At 70.0% G+C, this 15,349-nt stretch carries 12 protein-coding genes; 8 read left to right on the top strand and 4 right to left on the bottom strand.

The genetic code is table 11. The features are described from left to right. Window positions 1-25: 25 nt before the first annotated feature. Together RBS12_RS20175 and nagB are read left to right on the top strand one after the other, a co-directional pair. Window positions 26-1,273 carry a PTS transporter subunit EIIC gene (locus tag RBS12_RS20175; RefSeq protein ID WP_307967529.1) on the top strand — a complete coding sequence of 416 codons (1,248 nt, stop codon included), beginning with the start codon at window positions 26-28 and terminating at the stop codon, window positions 1,271-1,273. A gap of 169 nt (window positions 1,274-1,442) precedes the next feature. After that, the gene (gene nagB, locus RBS12_RS20170) at window positions 1,443-2,222 is read left to right on the top strand and encodes a glucosamine-6-phosphate deaminase (RefSeq protein WP_307967958.1); all 780 of its coding nucleotides are present in this window, start codon (window positions 1,443-1,445) and stop codon (window positions 2,220-2,222) included. Window positions 2,223-2,516: 294 nt separating this feature from the next. Here the strand turns inward: nagB and RBS12_RS20165 are convergent, their stop codons facing one another. Then, complete coding sequence (locus tag RBS12_RS20165; RefSeq protein ID WP_307967957.1) at window positions 2,517-4,466, bottom strand: glycogen debranching N-terminal domain-containing protein; 1,950 nt, start codon at window positions 4,464-4,466, stop codon at window positions 2,517-2,519. A gap of 156 nt (window positions 4,467-4,622) precedes the next feature. Here RBS12_RS20165 and RBS12_RS20160 point away from each other — a divergent pair, with 156 nt between their 5' ends. The 4 genes from RBS12_RS20160 to RBS12_RS20145 all read left to right on the top strand — a co-directional run bounded on the left by RBS12_RS20160 (window position 4,623) and on the right by RBS12_RS20145 (window position 9,039). Then, window positions 4,623-5,678 carry a substrate-binding domain-containing protein gene (locus RBS12_RS20160; protein WP_307967956.1) on the top strand — a complete coding sequence of 352 codons (1,056 nt, stop codon included), beginning with the start codon at window positions 4,623-4,625 and terminating at the stop codon, window positions 5,676-5,678. Window positions 5,679-5,806: 128 nt separating this feature from the next. Next, window positions 5,807-7,057, top strand: coding sequence for an extracellular solute-binding protein (locus RBS12_RS20155; protein WP_307967954.1), 1,251 nt, complete (start codon window positions 5,807-5,809; stop codon window positions 7,055-7,057). Window positions 7,058-7,079: 22 nt separating this feature from the next. Continuing rightward, the gene (locus RBS12_RS20150) at window positions 7,080-8,186 is read left to right on the top strand and encodes a sugar ABC transporter permease (RefSeq protein ID WP_307967953.1); all 1,107 of its coding nucleotides are present in this window, start codon (window positions 7,080-7,082) and stop codon (window positions 8,184-8,186) included. Beyond that, entirely contained in the window at window positions 8,179-9,039 is an 861-nt protein-coding gene (locus RBS12_RS20145) for a carbohydrate ABC transporter permease (RefSeq protein ID WP_307967952.1), read from the top strand. The genes RBS12_RS20150 and RBS12_RS20145 overlap by 8 nt, the downstream gene beginning before the upstream one ends. 155 nt (window positions 9,040-9,194) lie before the next feature. Here the strand turns inward: RBS12_RS20145 and RBS12_RS20140 are convergent, their stop codons facing one another. Continuing rightward, the gene (locus tag RBS12_RS20140; protein ID WP_307967951.1) at window positions 9,195-9,980 is read right to left on the bottom strand and encodes an SDR family oxidoreductase; all 786 of its coding nucleotides are present in this window, start codon (window positions 9,978-9,980) and stop codon (window positions 9,195-9,197) included. A 62-nt stretch (window positions 9,981-10,042) separates the two neighbouring features. Between RBS12_RS20140 and RBS12_RS20135 the strand changes: the two genes are divergently transcribed. After that, window positions 10,043-10,636, top strand: coding sequence for a TetR/AcrR family transcriptional regulator (locus RBS12_RS20135; protein WP_307967950.1), 594 nt, complete (start codon window positions 10,043-10,045; stop codon window positions 10,634-10,636). A 4-nt stretch (window positions 10,637-10,640) separates the two neighbouring features. Here RBS12_RS20135 and RBS12_RS20130 read toward each other — a convergent pair whose 3' ends face one another. Continuing rightward, entirely contained in the window at window positions 10,641-11,417 is a 777-nt protein-coding gene (locus tag RBS12_RS20130; protein ID WP_307967949.1) for a C1 family peptidase, read from the bottom strand. Window positions 11,418-11,432: 15 nt separating this feature from the next. After that, complete coding sequence (locus RBS12_RS20125) at window positions 11,433-13,520, bottom strand: kelch repeat-containing protein (RefSeq protein WP_307967948.1); 2,088 nt, start codon at window positions 13,518-13,520, stop codon at window positions 11,433-11,435. Between the two features lie 627 nt (window positions 13,521-14,147). Here RBS12_RS20125 and RBS12_RS20120 point away from each other — a divergent pair. Next, window positions 14,148-15,349, top strand: a 1,202-nt coding sequence (locus tag RBS12_RS20120; RefSeq protein WP_307967378.1) for an IS481 family transposase, incomplete at its 3' end; no start/stop codon positions are given.

Here is a 15,349-nt window from a genome sequence, read left to right as displayed (position 1 = left end):
TTCGACTCACGCAAAGGTGCCTGCGATGTCTACCTCCGAAGCGGCCGTGGTGGCCGAGAAGAAGCCGAACGCGGTCTTCGCCACGCTCCAGCGGCTGGGCCGCACCCTGATGCTGCCGATCGCGGTGCTGCCCGCGGCCGGGATCCTGCTCCGGCTCGGGCAGGCGGACCTGCTCGGGGCGATCCCGGGGTTCTCGGCCGGGGCCGCGGTGATCTCCGCCGCCGGCAGCGCGGTCTTCTCCTGGCTGCCGCTGATCTTCGCCGTGGGCATCGCGATCGGCTGGGCGAAGAAGGCCGACGGCTCCACCGCCCTGGCCGCCGTGGTCGGCTACATGGTCATCGACGGGGTCTTCAAGGCCATGTCCCCCGTGGTCCTGGCCGGCCAGGTCGACCCGGCCGGCAAGCCCGCCGCGATCAACTACGGGGTCCTGGCCGGGATCATCGTGGGCCTGCTCTCGGCCGGGCTGTGGCAGCGGTTCTACCGCACCAAGCTCCCGGACTTCCTCGGCTTCTTCTCCGGCCGCCGCCTCGTGCCCATCCTGACCTCCGTCACCTCCCTCGTGGTCGGGGTCGTCCTGTCCTTCCTGTACCCGCTGTTCAACGCCGCCCTGTCCTGGGTCGGGACCGCCGTGGCGTCCAACACCGTCGTCGGCGGCGGGGTCTACGGCTTCGCCAACCGCATGCTCATCCCCGCGGGCCTGCACCACATCCTGAACTCCATGGTCTGGTTCCTCGTCGGGGACTACACCAACGCCGCCGGCACCCTCGTGCGCGGGGACCTGAACCGCTTCTTCGCCGGCGACCCGACCGCGGGGACCTTCATGACCGGCTTCTTCCCCATCATGATGTTCGGCCTGCCCGCCGCGGCCCTGGCCATCTGGCGCCACGCCAAGCCCTCCCAGCGCAAGATCGTCGGCGGCATCATGCTCTCCACCGCCCTGACCGCGTTCCTGACCGGCATCACCGAGCCGATCGAGTACTCCTTCATGTTCGTCGCGTTCCCCCTCTACATCATCCACGCCGCCCTCACCGGGACCTCCCTGGCCCTGGTGAACCTCCTGGGCATCCACGACGGCTTCACCTTCTCCGCCGGCCTGATCGACTTCATCCTGAACTTCGGCAAGGCCCACAACGCCTGGCTCCTGATCCCCATCGGCCTCGCCTACGCCGCCATCTACTACTTCCTCTTCTCCTTCGTCATCAAACGCTGGAACCTGCGCACCCCCGGCCGCGAAGACGACGAAGTCACCATCGAAACCCAAGCAGCCAAATAACCCCAACCCGCCACATAGCACCCACAGCGCAACTCCCCGGCGGGCCCCCACGGGCCCGCCGCTCGCCCGCACAGCAGGCCAATCTGCTCAGTAGACGAGCCCGCACAGCCGGCGGAAGATGATGTGGCGGGCCCCCAGGGCCCGCCACCCGAACCCCAGGAGACATCGTATGGAGATCCTCGTCCTGCCCGACGCCGACGCCGTCGCCCGTACCGCCGCCGACATCATCGAGGACCGCGTCCGCCGAGGCCCCGCCATCCTCGGCCTCGCGACGGGATCCACGCCGCTCGGAACGTACGCCGAGCTCATCCGCCGGCACCGCGAGGACGGGCTCTCCTTCGCACAGGTCCAGGCCTTCACGCTCGACGAGTATCTCGGCCTTCCGGCCGAGCACCCGGAGTCCTATCGTTCGGTCATCCGCCGCGAGTTCGCGGACAGCGTGGACTTCGCCGAGGGCGCGGTGCACAGCATTGACGGCCAGGCGGAGGACCCCGAGGCGGAGGCCGGCCGCTACGACGCCTCGATCGCCGCGGCGGGCGGCATCGACATCCAGATCCTGGGGATCGGCACGGACGGGCACATCGGCTTCAACGAGCCCATGTCTTCCCTGGCCTCGCGAACCCGCATCAAGACGCTCACGGAGCAGACCCGCAAGGACAACGCCCGGTTCTTCCCGAGCCTCCACGACGTCCCGCACCACGTCCTGACGCAGGGGCTCGGGACGATCCGGGAAACGCGCCACATCCTCCTCATCGGCCTCGGTGCCGCCAAAGCCGAGGCGATTGCCGCCGCCGTCGAGGGTCCGCTCGCGGCCCTGTGCCCGGCGTCGTCCCTCCAGCTGCACCAGCACACGACCGTCCTCGTCGACACGGCCGCCGCCTCCCGCCTCAAGCACACCGAGTACTACCAGTACACGCACGCGCAGAAGCCGTCCTGGCAGGCCTACTGACCCCACCGTCCAGGGGTCACCTCCCGCGGGTCCGCCAACATCCAGGGGTCACCTCCCGCGGGTCCGCCAACATCCAGGGGTCACCTCCCGCGGGTCCGCCAACATCCAGGGGTCACCTCCCGCGGGTCCGCCAACATCCAGGGGTCACCTCCCGCGGGTCCGCCAACATCCAGGGGTCACCTCCCGCGGGTCCCATCCGACGGAACCCACGGGAGGTGCCCCCCGAACGGGAGAACACCCACGGGAGGTGACCCCCGAACGGGAGAACACCCACGGGAGGTGACCCCCAAACGGTTAGGCCAGCTCCCCCAGCACGTCCGCCACGACGACCGCCGACGCCGCCGACCACGCCTGCGGCCGGCACGCCGACGGATACGGGAGGGCGCGCGAAACGGTCCCCGGCCCCGCAGCCGGATCGCCCGCGTGCAGCTCCGGCATCCGGTACCCGAATGACTCAGCGGCCCTGAGCAGCCCCTCGGCCAGCTGCCCCGCCTCCGGGGCGTGCCCCGAGGCCGCGAGGCCCCGGATCGCGATCGCGGTATCGTGCGCCCACACGGAGCCTCCGTGGTACTTGAGCGGCCAGTACCCCGCGCTCGACGTGGCCAGAGTCCGCAGCCCGTACCCCGAGTCGAGCTCGGGGTCGACGAGCCGCCGCGCGACGAGAGCCTCCTCGGTGCCGGAGAGCAGCCCCGTCCCGAGCAGGTGCCCCATGTTCGAGGTGACGGTGTCGACGGGTACGCCCTCGCCGTCGAGCGCGATCGCCACATACGGCCCGAGCGAGTCGGTGAGCCAGAAGTCCGCCCGGAAGCGTTCCGCGAGCGCCGCGGCAGCATCCCTCAGCTGCGCGGGCGCAGTCCCCAAGGAGGCGGAACCCGGACGCCCGAACGCCTCGAGCAGCGACGCCCCGCCGACGAGCGCCTCGTACGCGTAGGCCTGCACCTCGCACAGGGAGATCGGGCCGGCGGCGAGGCGTCCGTCGCGGAACTGCACGGCGTCCCCCGAGTCCTTCCACCCCTGGTTCGCAAGCCCGTGGCCGCTCGTGTCGAGATACGTGAGGTATCCGTCGCGCACGCCCGCGGCAACCCACGCGAGCGCGCGCTCGGCGTGCGGCAGGAGGAGTTCGACGGCGTCGACGTGCAGGCCCGCGCGCCACGCGTCGTGGAGGACGCACAGCCAGAGCGGGGTCGCGTCGACGGTCCCGTAGTAGATCGGCGGGAGGCTGATGTTCTCGTCGTGAAGCGTGAGCGCGGCCCGGCGGAGCTCGTGCATGATCTTTCCGGGCTCCTCCTGCGATTCGACGTCGTGCGCCGCGCCCTGGAACGACGCAAGGACCGCGAGCGTGCCCTCGGCGAGCTCGGTGCCGAGCGGGAGGAGGAATCGCGCGGCCCACAGCGAGTCCCGCCCGAAGAGCGTGAAGAACCAGGGAGCGCCGGCGGCGAGGAACTCGCGCCCCGACAGTGCCGGAAGCGTCATGCGCAGGCCGTCGAGGTCGCGGAGGGACTGGTCGAGGAAGCGCGCGAGCCGCACATCCGCCACCGGGCGCGGATCGCGCCGTCGGGGCTCGCGCCACGCCGCGGGGGCGGGGCCGGGGGCGCCGACGACGACGGCGGCGGCGTCCTCCGCGGCAAGCCTCCACGACGCGCGGGCCGGCTCGCCGGGCGACGCAGTGAGCGTCCAGCGGAGCACGGGCCGCGCGGGATCGGAGAGGTCGACGACGGCGCCCGCCGCCTCGACCTCAACGCGCACCTCGCCGGCGCCCCACACCAGTCCGGCCTCCGTGGGCGTCGCGAGGGCGGGAACGGTCGCGTGCCCAGACTTGACGATTTCCATGGGCGCGAGGTCCGCCGCGAGCGAGACGCTCACGACGGCGGTGACAGCGCCCTCAGTCGCGCACGAAAGCTCGATCTCCTCCTCGACGAGCCCCGCCTCGACGCGCCGCGCACGCAGCACGCGGGTGGTGGGGTCCGCTCCGGGCCCGTCGATGTTCCGGGGCAGTCCGACGGCGACGAGCCGCCCGTCGTCGTCGCACCACGACCCCGCGGGCTCGGGCTCGCGGCCGTCAACCTCGAGGAGCGCCTCGCTCAGGACGCGCACGTCGGAGTGCATGACGCCGCACACGGAGGCCCCGGTCGCCCTCCCGGGCGCGCCCGGCCGGATCTGCCCGTCGCGTTCGGACCAGGCCTGAGTGGGAGCGCGGAAGACAAGCTCGAGGTCGTGGAGGAACGGCTGCAGGGTCTCTGGCATGAGGTTGAGGGTCGCTTCCTGTGAGCTACTTGACACATCGGTGCATCTCGTCAATTCTTATGACGTTCCCCGATTTGATCAATCAAATGACGTTTACTCAGCGTAGTTGATCGATCAAACTCGCGGAAGAGGCCTTCACAACGGAGAGGAGCGGCCATGCGACACGAGGTCCCAGAGGCGGCACAGCGCCCGACCGTGTCGAGCGTCGCGGTCCACGCGGGCGTCTCCCGTCAGACCGTCTCGAACGCGCTCAACAACCCCGAACGCCTCCAGCCCGATACCCTCAAACGCGTCCTCGCCGCGATCGAGGAGACCGGCTACGTCCGCAGCGCCGCGGCTCGGCAGATGCGCACCGCCCGCTCAGGCGTCATCGCCTACCGCCTCGATCCGGTACGGGACGGCATCGGCGGCGCGGTCCTCGACACCTTCCTCCACGCCCTCACGGCCGAGGCCGAGCGCCGCGACTACCGCGTCGCGCTCTACACGGCCGACTCAGACGAGGCCGAGCTCCGCCAGTTCGCGAGCCTCACGCAGACCCGCGCCGCGGACGCATTCGTGCTCGTCGGCACCCACCGCAACGACCTCCGCTACCGCTGGCTCACCGAGCATGGCGTCCCCTACTCAGTCTTCGGCCGTCCCTGGTCGGAGCAGGGGACGGCGGCGCAGCCCACCCATGCGTGGATCGACGTCGACGGCGCGGCCGGCACCGCCCAGGCCACCCAGCACCTCCTCGACCTCGGCCACCGGAACATCGCGTTCGTCGGCTGGCCCGCAGGGTCCGAGACGGGAGACGAGCGTCGCCGCGGCTGGGACGAGGCGATGGCCGCCGCGGGCGTCACGGCCGCCGAACGGCACGCGCTCGATTCCGAGCAGCAGGACGGGATCCTCGAGGGAGCCGACGCCGCGTCCCGGCTCCTCGCAACAGGGGCGACGGCGTTCGTGTGCGCGTCGGATTCCCTCGCCGTCGGGGCGTTCAGCGCCGTCCGGGCGGCAGGCGAGCGGGCCGCCGTCGTCGGCTTCGACGACACCCCGACGGCAGCCGCGCTCGGCCTCAGCTCGGTCCGACAGCCGCTCGACTCCGCCGCCGCGTGGGCCCTCGCGAGCGTCCTCGACCAGCTCGACGGCCGTCCGCCCCGAGAGCGCGACGCGCGGCTCCTTCTCCCCCAGCTCGTCGTGCGCGAGAGCTCGCAGCCGCCGATGTCCACGCGCTGAGCGGCTTTCTCACCCACCCGGCCACCCTGACCCACCCAGCCACCCTGACCCACCCCACCCTGACCCACCCCACCCTCACCCACCCCACCCCCTTCATCTCACCCACCCCACCACCCAAAGGAGCACGAATGCAGCTCACGAGACGCGCCAGCATTGCCGCCGCCGCGGCCCTCGCGGCCAGCCTGACCCTCGCCGCCTGCGGAGGCGGCAGCCCGTCCTCGACCGGCGCCTCGTCGTCGGCGGCCGCGGACAACCACCAGCCGCTCACGATCCTCATCGGCACCTCGGGCGAGGCCGAGACCGCAGCCGTCAAGTCCGCCGTCGCGGCCTGGTCGAAGCAGTCGGGCACGCCCGCGACCGTGAACGTGGCCTCGGACCTCAACCAGCAGCTCTCCCAGGGCTTCTCGGGCGGCAGCCCGGCGGACCTGTTCTACGTCACGAACGACTCGGTTGCGACGTACGCGGGCAACGGATCGCTCGAGCCGTACGTCGACCAGCTCAAGAACAAGGACTCGTTCTACCCGTCGCTCGTCAAGGCGTTCACCGTGAACGGCAAGGCCTACGCCGCGCCAAAGGACTTCTCGACGCTCGAGCTCGTGATCAACACGGACATGTGGAAGGCCGCAGGCCTGGGGGACGCGGACGTCCCGACCACATGGGACCAGTTCGAGGCGGTCGCGAAGAAGCTCACGACCCCGCAGCACGTGGGACTCGCCGTCTCGCCGCAGTTCGAGCGGCTCGGCGTGTTCATGGCGCAGGCGGGCGGCTGGCTCACGGACGATGCGGGCAAGGCGGCCGCGAACTCGGACGCGAACGTCAAGGGCCTCGCCTACGCGAAGAAGCTGCTCGCCGACGGCGTCATGAAGTACTCGTCGCAGCTCGGCGCCGGCTGGGGTGGCGAGGCGTTCGGGACGCAGAAGGCCGCGATGACGATCGAGGGCAACTGGATCTCGGGCGCGATGGGCAAAGACTACAAGTCCGTGAACTACAAGGTCGTCAAGCTGCCGGCGGGCCCGAAGGGCGAGGGCACGATCCAGTACGACGGCGGCTGGGGCATGGCCGCGCAGTCCAAGAACAAGGGCGGGGCGCTCGACCTCGTCTCGTACTTGACTCAGCCCGATCAGCAGATGGGCTTCGCGAAGGCGTTCGGCGTCATGCCGTCCGTCCAGTCGCTCGCGGACCAGTGGAAGACGGCCTTCCCCGCGCAGACCGCGTTCCTCGAGGGCGCGGCGTCGTCGAAGTCGATCCCGAGCGTCGCGGGCATCAGTGACGTCATCAAGGATTTCGACTCGCAGCTCGACGCACTGCCGACGACCGATCCCAAGACGATCCTCGACAAGGTCCAGACCAACCTCTCGGGCCTCGCGGGCCTCTCGTAGTCCCGCGCCAAGGAGTTCTGCCATGACGACGAGCGTGCTGAAGCGGCCATCCGCCGCCGAGGCCCGCCCGCGCCGTCGCGGCCCCGGCGTCCGGGGCCGCGACGGGATCGCGGGCTGGCTCTTCACGGCCCCCGTGCTCATCATCCTCGGGCTCTTCCTCGTGCTTCCGATCCTCATGGCGGCCTGGGTCTCGGTCTCGAGCTGGAACGGGCTCGGCAGCCCGTTCCAGGACACCGTGAAGTTCGTGGGCGGAGACAACTACGCGGCCCTGCTCGCGAAGCCCGGCCTCGCGCAGACCGACTTCGGGACGTCGCTGCGCAACAACGGGTGGTACGTCCTGCTCGTCGTGCCGATCCAGACGGCCGTCTCGCTGTTCCTCGCGATCCTCGTCAACCAGCGAGTCCTCGCGGCACGCAGCGCGTTCCGCACGGCCTTCTACTTCCCGTCCGTGACCTCGTCCGTTGCGATCACGGTCATCTTCCTGTTCCTGTTCTCCGCGTCTGGCACGGTCAATGCGATCGTCCAATGGCTCGGCGGGAGCGGCGTCGGCTGGTTCGCGGATACTCGAGGGGTCGTCCAGCAGGCCCTCGGGGCATTCGGCGTCCACGCGCCGTCGGGCTCGGGATTCCTGGGCCTCACATGGTTCGACTGGATCTCCGGGCCGAGCCCCGCGATGCTCGTGTTCGTCGTCATGGCGATCTTCACGACGTCCGGCACGTTCATGCTCATCTACCTCGCGGCGCTCCAGCAGATCGCCCGGGACATCGAGGAGGCCACGATCATGGACGGCGCCAACGCGTGGCAGCGATTCCGATACGTCACGCTGCCGATGCTCCGGCCCACGACCTTCACGGTCATGACGCTCGGCCTCATCGGCACGTGGCAGATCTTCGACCAGATCTACGTCGGGTCGAAGGGCGGGCCGGCCAAGACGACGCTCACGCCCGCGTTCCTCTCGTATTCGCAGTCGTTCATCAACAACGCGTGGGGCCGGGGCGCGGCGATCGCGTTCATCCTGTTCGCGATCATCGTGGTGTTCACGCTAGTCCAGCGGGTTCTCCTGGCAGAGCGAGGGAGCGCGCGCAAGGCACCCCGGCGCCGTCCCGGAGGGAGGCGCGCCCATGGCTGACGATCCGCGCCCGGCTGCGCGCCGCCGTCGTCCGCTCCGGGGCGGCACCATCGGCACCTACGCGCTGCTCACGGCGCTCGCGCTCGTCTACGTGTTCCCGTTCGTCGTCTCGCTCGCGAACTCGTTCAAGACGGACGAGGACGCCGCGAACCATCCTGTCTCGCTCGTCCCCCAGACGTTCACGACGGCGGCATATCAGCAGCTGTTCCAGACGGACCTCCCGCTGTGGCTCGGCAACACCGTCGTCGTGACGGTCCTCGTGACGGGCGGGCGCGTCCTGTTCGACTCGATGGCCGGCTACGCGCTCTCGCGCCTGGCGTTCCGCGGGCGGAACGCCGTCTACGCGGGGCTCGTCGCGGTCATGGCCGTGCCCGGCGTCGTGCTGCTCATCCCGAAGTTCCTCGTCATCAAGGAATTCGGGATGTACGACACGTATGCGGGCATGATCATCCCGATGCTCGCGGACGCCGCGGGCGTGTTCATCATGCGGAACTTCTTCGAATCGGTCTCGCCCTCGATCGAGGAGGCCGCGAAGATCGACGGCGCGGGCGTATTCCGGCGCTTCTGGTCCGTCGTGCTGCCAATGTCCCGCTCGGCGATCATCACGCTGTTCATCCTCTCGTTCCAGGCCTCATGGAACGAGCTCCCGCAGATGATCATCTCGACCCAGAGCCCGAGCCTCTTCACCCTCACCAAGGGCACGGCGCAGCTCGCGTCCGGCGCTCTCAGCGCGGGCTCGCAGTTCCCCGTCAAGCTCGCCGCCGCGACCCTCATGACCATCCCGGTCGCGGTCCTGTTCTTCGTCTTCCAGCGCCGGATCATGAACACGACCGCCGGGGCGACGAAAGAGTAGCCCAAGCATCCAGTACGAGCGTGCATGAGAAGAAGGGAGGTCGCGCATCGCGAGAGGCCCGGGCCGCCGCTGGGGGCGGCCCGGGCCTCTCGCCGCGCCGTCACCTCGGGCGGGTCCCCGTAGGTTGCGCCGTCACCTCGGGGTGAGCCCTCGGCTCAGGAGAGCACTCTCGCCGCGACCGCGGTGACGACGGGGCGCGGAAGGACGCCGGCAAGCTTGGCGAGAACCGTGTTGCGGGCCCCGGAGACGATGCTGCCGCGCTGCCCGCGATCGAGGGCGCGAAGCGTCGCGCGGACCACTTGAGCCGGAGTCTGCGAGCCGCGCTCTTCCCGATCGGCGTGCAGCCCGGAGACTTCGCGAAACTCGGTGCTCGTCGCGCCCGGGCACACCGCGAGCACGCGCACCCCGGATTCCCGGGTCTCGTAGGCCACGGCCTCGGTGAAGTTCAAGACGAAAGCCTTCGTTGCTCCGTACACGGCCATCGTGGGGCAGGGCTGGAAGGCCCCCGTGCTCGCGATGTTGACGACGGCGCCGCTTCCCGCGCGCACAAGATCCGGCAGGAACGCGCGGGTCAGCGAGACAAGGGTCGCGATATTGAGCTGGAGCATCTCCGCGGTGCGCGCCTCATCGGCGTCGATGAAGTCGGAGTGGAGCCCGAACCCCGCGTTGTTGATGAGCACCTGGATCCGGATACCGCGCGAGTCGAGCTCCTGCCGCAGCGCGGTCGCCGCGTCCTGGCGCAGGAGGTCGACGGCGATCACCGTGGCGGTGACGCCGTGGTCGCGGCGGATGCGGGCGGCGAGCTCCTTGAGCCGGTCCTCGCGACGGGCGACGAGGACGACGTCGGCCCCGCGTGCGGCGAGCTGGGTCGCGTACTCGGCGCCGAGGCCTGAGCTCGCGCCGGTGATGAGTGCGGTCGTGCCGCGATGGTTCATGGTCATGGATTCGAATGTAGACAGTGACAGCATTGTTGTCAATGCCTACATTCGGATAGTCTTTGGGCGTGACCGAACGCGCCTATCACCACGGAAACCTCCGCGCCGAGCTCCTCCGGCATGCGTTGGAGGCGGTCGACGTCGCGGGCGCCGACGCCCTCTCGCTCCGGCAGCTCGCGCGCGACGCCGGGGTGAGCCATGGCGCGTCCGCCCGGCACTTCCGCGACAAGCAGGCGCTGCTCGACGCGATCGCGATCGAGGGCTTCGGGCGGCTCAATGCCGCGGTGCGGGAAGCCGCGGCGGCCGAAGCCCCGTTCGAGGAGCGCTTCCGCGCCGTCGGGCTCGCCTACGTCGACTTCGCCGTCACCCACCCACAGATCCTCGCGGTCATGTACACGGCGAAGCACGACGTCGACGCGAGCGAAGCCCTGCGCCAGGTGAGCCACGCCGGCAAGAACGATCTCGTCGCGATGATCATCGCCGCTCAGAGCGCCGGCGCTGTGCGCGCGGGCGACCCCGACGAACTCGCGATGATCGCCTTCGCCTCGGTCCACGGCATCGCAGCCCTCGCGACGGCGGGTCTGCTCGGCGAAACGCCGATGACGGACGCTGTGGCATCCGTCATCGGGTTCGTGTGGACCGGGCTCGCTGCCCCCGCTTAGAGCTCTAGCTCACCATCCGGATCGTCCAGAAGTCGCTCGACAGGCCAGCCGAGAGCAGGTACTGGTACGGAAGCGTGAAGTAGCCTGCCTGCCCCCAGCCCGTGCCCCACGAGTTGCGGACGCGGAAGCGCTGGCTCGCGCTGTCGTAGCCGACGGCGACGACGGCGTGGCCGCCGAGCACCTGCTCGTTCGGGGCAGGCATGGGCGCGACGCCGGTCTGCGCGACCTGCGGGCTCTCGAAGGACTCGTAGACCGTGAAGCCGAACACGAACGGGAATCCGGCGGCGAGGCAGCCCTGCATCTGCTGGAGGCTGCGCGTCACGCGCTGGTACGAGACCGCGCGATGCTGCTTCGCGTCGATGTAGCACTGCTGCGTGGGTTGAACGGCGAATTGCGTGATGTCGTACGGCCACTCGGTCTCGGGGCAGGCGCCCTGGGCGCCGACGGACTTGATGCCGTCGCGGATCTGCGCACCCGAGTCGCTCGCGACCGTGCCCTCCATGACGCGCTCGTTGTAGTAGATGAACAGCCGGGACGGGGTCGTGTAGCCCGCGATGCCCTGCTTGTCGGCGTCGAACTCGAGGGCGCCCGCGATCGCATTTCCCGTGCACGAGCCGAGCTGGCCCTGATCGTAGACGGGCGGACAGTGGGACGTGAGGTCGATGGAGGCGGGCAGCGCGCCGAGCACGGCCGGCGGGGCGGCGAACAGGAAGTCGCGCTGGTCGGGGACGTCGGGCACCCAGCCGTAGGAGTGGCGGGCGAGGGCTGCTTCGGTGGTCATGATGTTCCCTTCGTGTCAGAGGTACTTCCAGGAGCGGATCACGTTGAGCGAGCCACTCGAATCCCACCAGACGTCGACGCGGTTGGCCGCGAAGGCCACCTGCACGACCCCCTGCTCGTCCCCCGGTTCGGCGACGAGCCCCGCTCGCCACGCGGCGCCGTCCCACGCCCAGAGGGCCGCCGGGCCGCCCGAGAAGTAGTGGTCGAGCACGAGGTAGTGGGTTGTTGCGCTGCCGCCCGCGCCGGCGGGTGCGGCAGCCGCCGTCGGCTGCTTCGCGGGTGCCGTGCCCGGCTCCGGCGGTCCGCTCGACGGCGGAGCGACCGACGACGGCGACGCGGCCGCCGTCTGTGCAGCGCGCGCCGCGGCGTCGAGCTGGTCGACGACGTCCTGCGATGGTTCTTCCATGGCTGGCTCCTGCTGGGGTAAGGGTGGCGGGGTGGGTAAGGGTGGCGGGGTGGGTAAGGGTGGCGGGGTGGAAAGGGCGGCGGGGTGGGCAAGCCAGTGCGGCGACGACCAGCCCCGAGCGGTGACGAGCCCGGTCGAGTCCCACCAGACGTCGACGGCGTCGGCGCTGAACAGGTCCTGCGCGATGCCGACGAGCTCGTTCTGGCCGATCCCGCGCCCGCGCCACGCGCCGTTGACGTAGGCCCAGACCATGCCGTCCTGGCTCGGAGTCCACGTGTCGACCACGAGGTACTGGGCGCGGCCCGAGCCGAGCCCGACCGTGACCGGGACGGTTGCGGACGCGATGCCGTTCGCGACGACGCTCAGCTCGTGCGGGCCAAGGTCGAGGTCGTTCGGGACGGTGAACTCGGTCGAAACGGGGGCCGCGCCGGTCGCGACGGCCATCGTCGAGTGGTTCCGGGTCGGGAGGTAGCGAACCTTGCCCGAGTAGGTGCCGATGAGCCGCACGAGCGGGTAGTTCGTGGCCATCTGCGCGTCGTCGCCGTAGCTCACGGCTTGCGAGAGGCCGTTGAGCTGCGTTCCCGTGAGGGTATACGTGCCATCGAGGCCAAGGCTCGTCGGCACGGACGTGATGGTCGGTGCCCACGAGGGGTCCGGCCCGGGGTCCGGCTCGTACGCGTACAGCGCGGCCGTCTGGGCGCCGTAGAGCACCTCGCCCGTGGGGAGGAGGAGCATGCGGCCCTGGTAGATCACCTGATTGGCGTTGGGCGGATCCGCGACGCGATTGAGATTCGTGCCGTCGAATTCGAAGAACATCGTGGGGCTCGGCCAGTCTCCCGCCGCGTCGCCCGCTGGGCCCACAGCGCACAGGACGCGCCCGTTCGGCAGGAGGGCGCCGGGCGCGTCCTTGGCCTTGAGGAGGCGGTTCTGGCTGTCGGCTGGGAAGTCCGGGCCTGTGGTCCACGTGCCGGTGCCGGTGGTGTCGCCCGACGGCGAGTACAGGGCCGTATGCCCCGTCGCGCCGACGCAGAACACCCGGCCGTCCGGCATGAGCAGCGCTGGCCCGATCTCGATCGACGACGCCTGGACGAGCTCGACCGGCGTCGACCCCGCACTGATCCACGTGCCGGTCGAGGGCACGTAGCGCTCGGCGTTCGGATGGTTCGTGCAGCTTATGGTCATGACGGAGCCGTCGGGCAGGAGCGTCCACGTCTCCTCGCTCGAGCTCGCGGACAGGGTTCCCGTCGTGCCCGTCGCGGTCCACGTGTTCGCTACCGGATCGTAGATCGCGGTCCGGGAATCGTTGATGTAGCCCACGAGGATGCGGCCGTCGTCGAGCATGCACGCCGGCGCATCCCCGATCGCGCCCCATCCGGGGTTGCCGACGCTCGTCCACGTGTTCGTCGCGGGATCGTAGATCTCCGCGGCGTCGGTGTCCGAGCCGGCGTCGCTGTACTCGCCGCCGGCCACGAAGACGCGACCGTCACGGAGTACCGCCGAAGCGTAGTAGAGCCGGGAATTGTGCATGTCCGCGAGCTGTGACCACGTCCCGTTGACGTAGCTGCCCGAGAGATCCGGGGTGAGGCGCCACCAGCTCTTGGACCCGCCGGACTGGCACATGACGGTGCCGTCGGTGAGAAGGAGCATCGTGCCGACCGGGAATGTCGGCTGGTGAGCGAGGGACTTCCACGAGGCCACGGCGGCCCCTTTCGCATCGGCGGCGCCGGCCGCCCGAGCTGATACGAATCCGCGGGAGGCGGGGCGGCACATTCCGACCGGGCTCGGCGTGCCGTGGCCCGGTCGGTGCCTCCGGCCTGAGTGCTGGGGGTCGTCAGGCCGGATAGATTCAATTTGTCCCCCGAATTTACTAATAGGCTGACGGAAAAGTCAAGAGGTCAACGAGTCCAGTCAGCGGCTTCTTTTCGGGGGTCACCTTTGGCTGGCCTCCCGGATTCGGCGCTGCCGCCCCGGGTTCCCGCCGACCTCCCCAGTTTCTGCGCCGGCCTCCCCATGGTCCGCGCCGGCCTCCCCAACTTTTGGGGCATCGGCCGACGACGGCGCGGTACCGTTCCGCAGGAATCCGGCAGCGCACGCGGCCCTCACTTGAGCCAAAGGGCCAGAACCTGGGGAGATCGGCGCAGGACGTGGGGTGTTATGTCTCGGGACATTGGTGACAGTTCTGCCTCAGGACATCGGTGACGGTTCCGGGGTTCTTGGTGGTGACACTTCTTTCGCTCTGATGGGCTGGTGAAGAAGAACTCCACTGTCGATCCTCGTATCCGTCTCGCGATCTCTCAGTGGCCGGAGAACGCGCCTCGGGGTGCGGTGACGACGTTCTGCGCCGAGCATGGGATCTCGCGGAAGACGTTCTATGCGATCCGCGCCCGGGTCGCCGCGGACGGGCCGGCCGCGGCGCTGGAGCCCAGGTCGCGGCGCCCGAAGAACAGCCCGGCCAGGCTCTCGGACGATGTGAGGCAGCAGGCCATCGGGGTGCGGGCGGCGCTGGAGCGCTCCGGGCTGGACCACGGTCCGATCAGCGTGCACGAGAAGATGCGTTCCATGGGCCTGGCATCGGTGCCCTCGCCGGCGTCGCTGGCACGCATGTTCCGCCAGGCAGGGGTCGCTCGGGCCGAGCCGAGGAAGAAGCCGCGGGCCGCGTTCCGCCGGTTCGTGTATCCGGCGCCGAACGCGTGCTGGCAGCTGGACGCGACGGAGTACGTGCTCGCCGGCGGGCGCAAGTGCGTGATCTTCCAGCTCATCGACGACCACTCCCGCTACGCGGTCTCATCGCACGTGGCCCGGTCGGAGACGGCGGAGGCGGCCATCGCCGTGACAAGGAAGGGGATAGCCGCCCACGGGGTGCCGCAGCGGCTCCTGACCGACAACGGCAGTGCGCTGAACCCGATCCGCCGGGGCGTGATCGGCCAGCTGGTCATCTATGTGACCTCCCTCGGAGTCGAGCCGATCACGGGCAGGCCCAACAAGCCCACCACCCAGGGCAAGAACGAACGCTTCCACCAGACCCTCTTCCGCTGGCTGGACAAGCAGCCCCTCGCCGAGACGATCGACCAGCTCCAGGAACAGGTCGACGCGTTCGACATCATCTACAACACCCAGCGCCCGCATCAGGGCCTGCCCGGCAGGATCACCCCCCTGCAGGCCTGGGAAGCGACCCCGAAGGCCGAACCGCCCAGGCCGAGGCCCGCACCGCCCGAGCCCACAGTCCCGGGACGCGGCGCCGCCGCGGCAACACGCATCCGCCCGGGAGTGGAAGGGACGGCCACCCGCGTCGTGCCCGCCAACGGCGGCATCACGATCCGCGGCGTGAAGTTCCAGATCGGCAGCGCCAGGACCGGACTCCAAGTCCACATCGTCTGGGATCCCGAAGGGATCGCGTTCTTCGACCACCAGGGCACGCTACTGATCGAGCACCTATGGCCGGCCAAAGGAATCACCTACGTCAGCAACGGCCGCCCCGTCGGCACAAGGCCCCGCACCGACGAAACTGTCACCGATGTCCTGACACA

Source organism: Sinomonas sp. ASV322 (genome assembly GCF_030908245.1).
Taxonomy (GTDB): domain Bacteria; phylum Actinomycetota; class Actinomycetes; order Actinomycetales; family Micrococcaceae; genus Sinomonas.
This window is presented reverse-complemented; position numbering and strand designations above follow the sequence as displayed.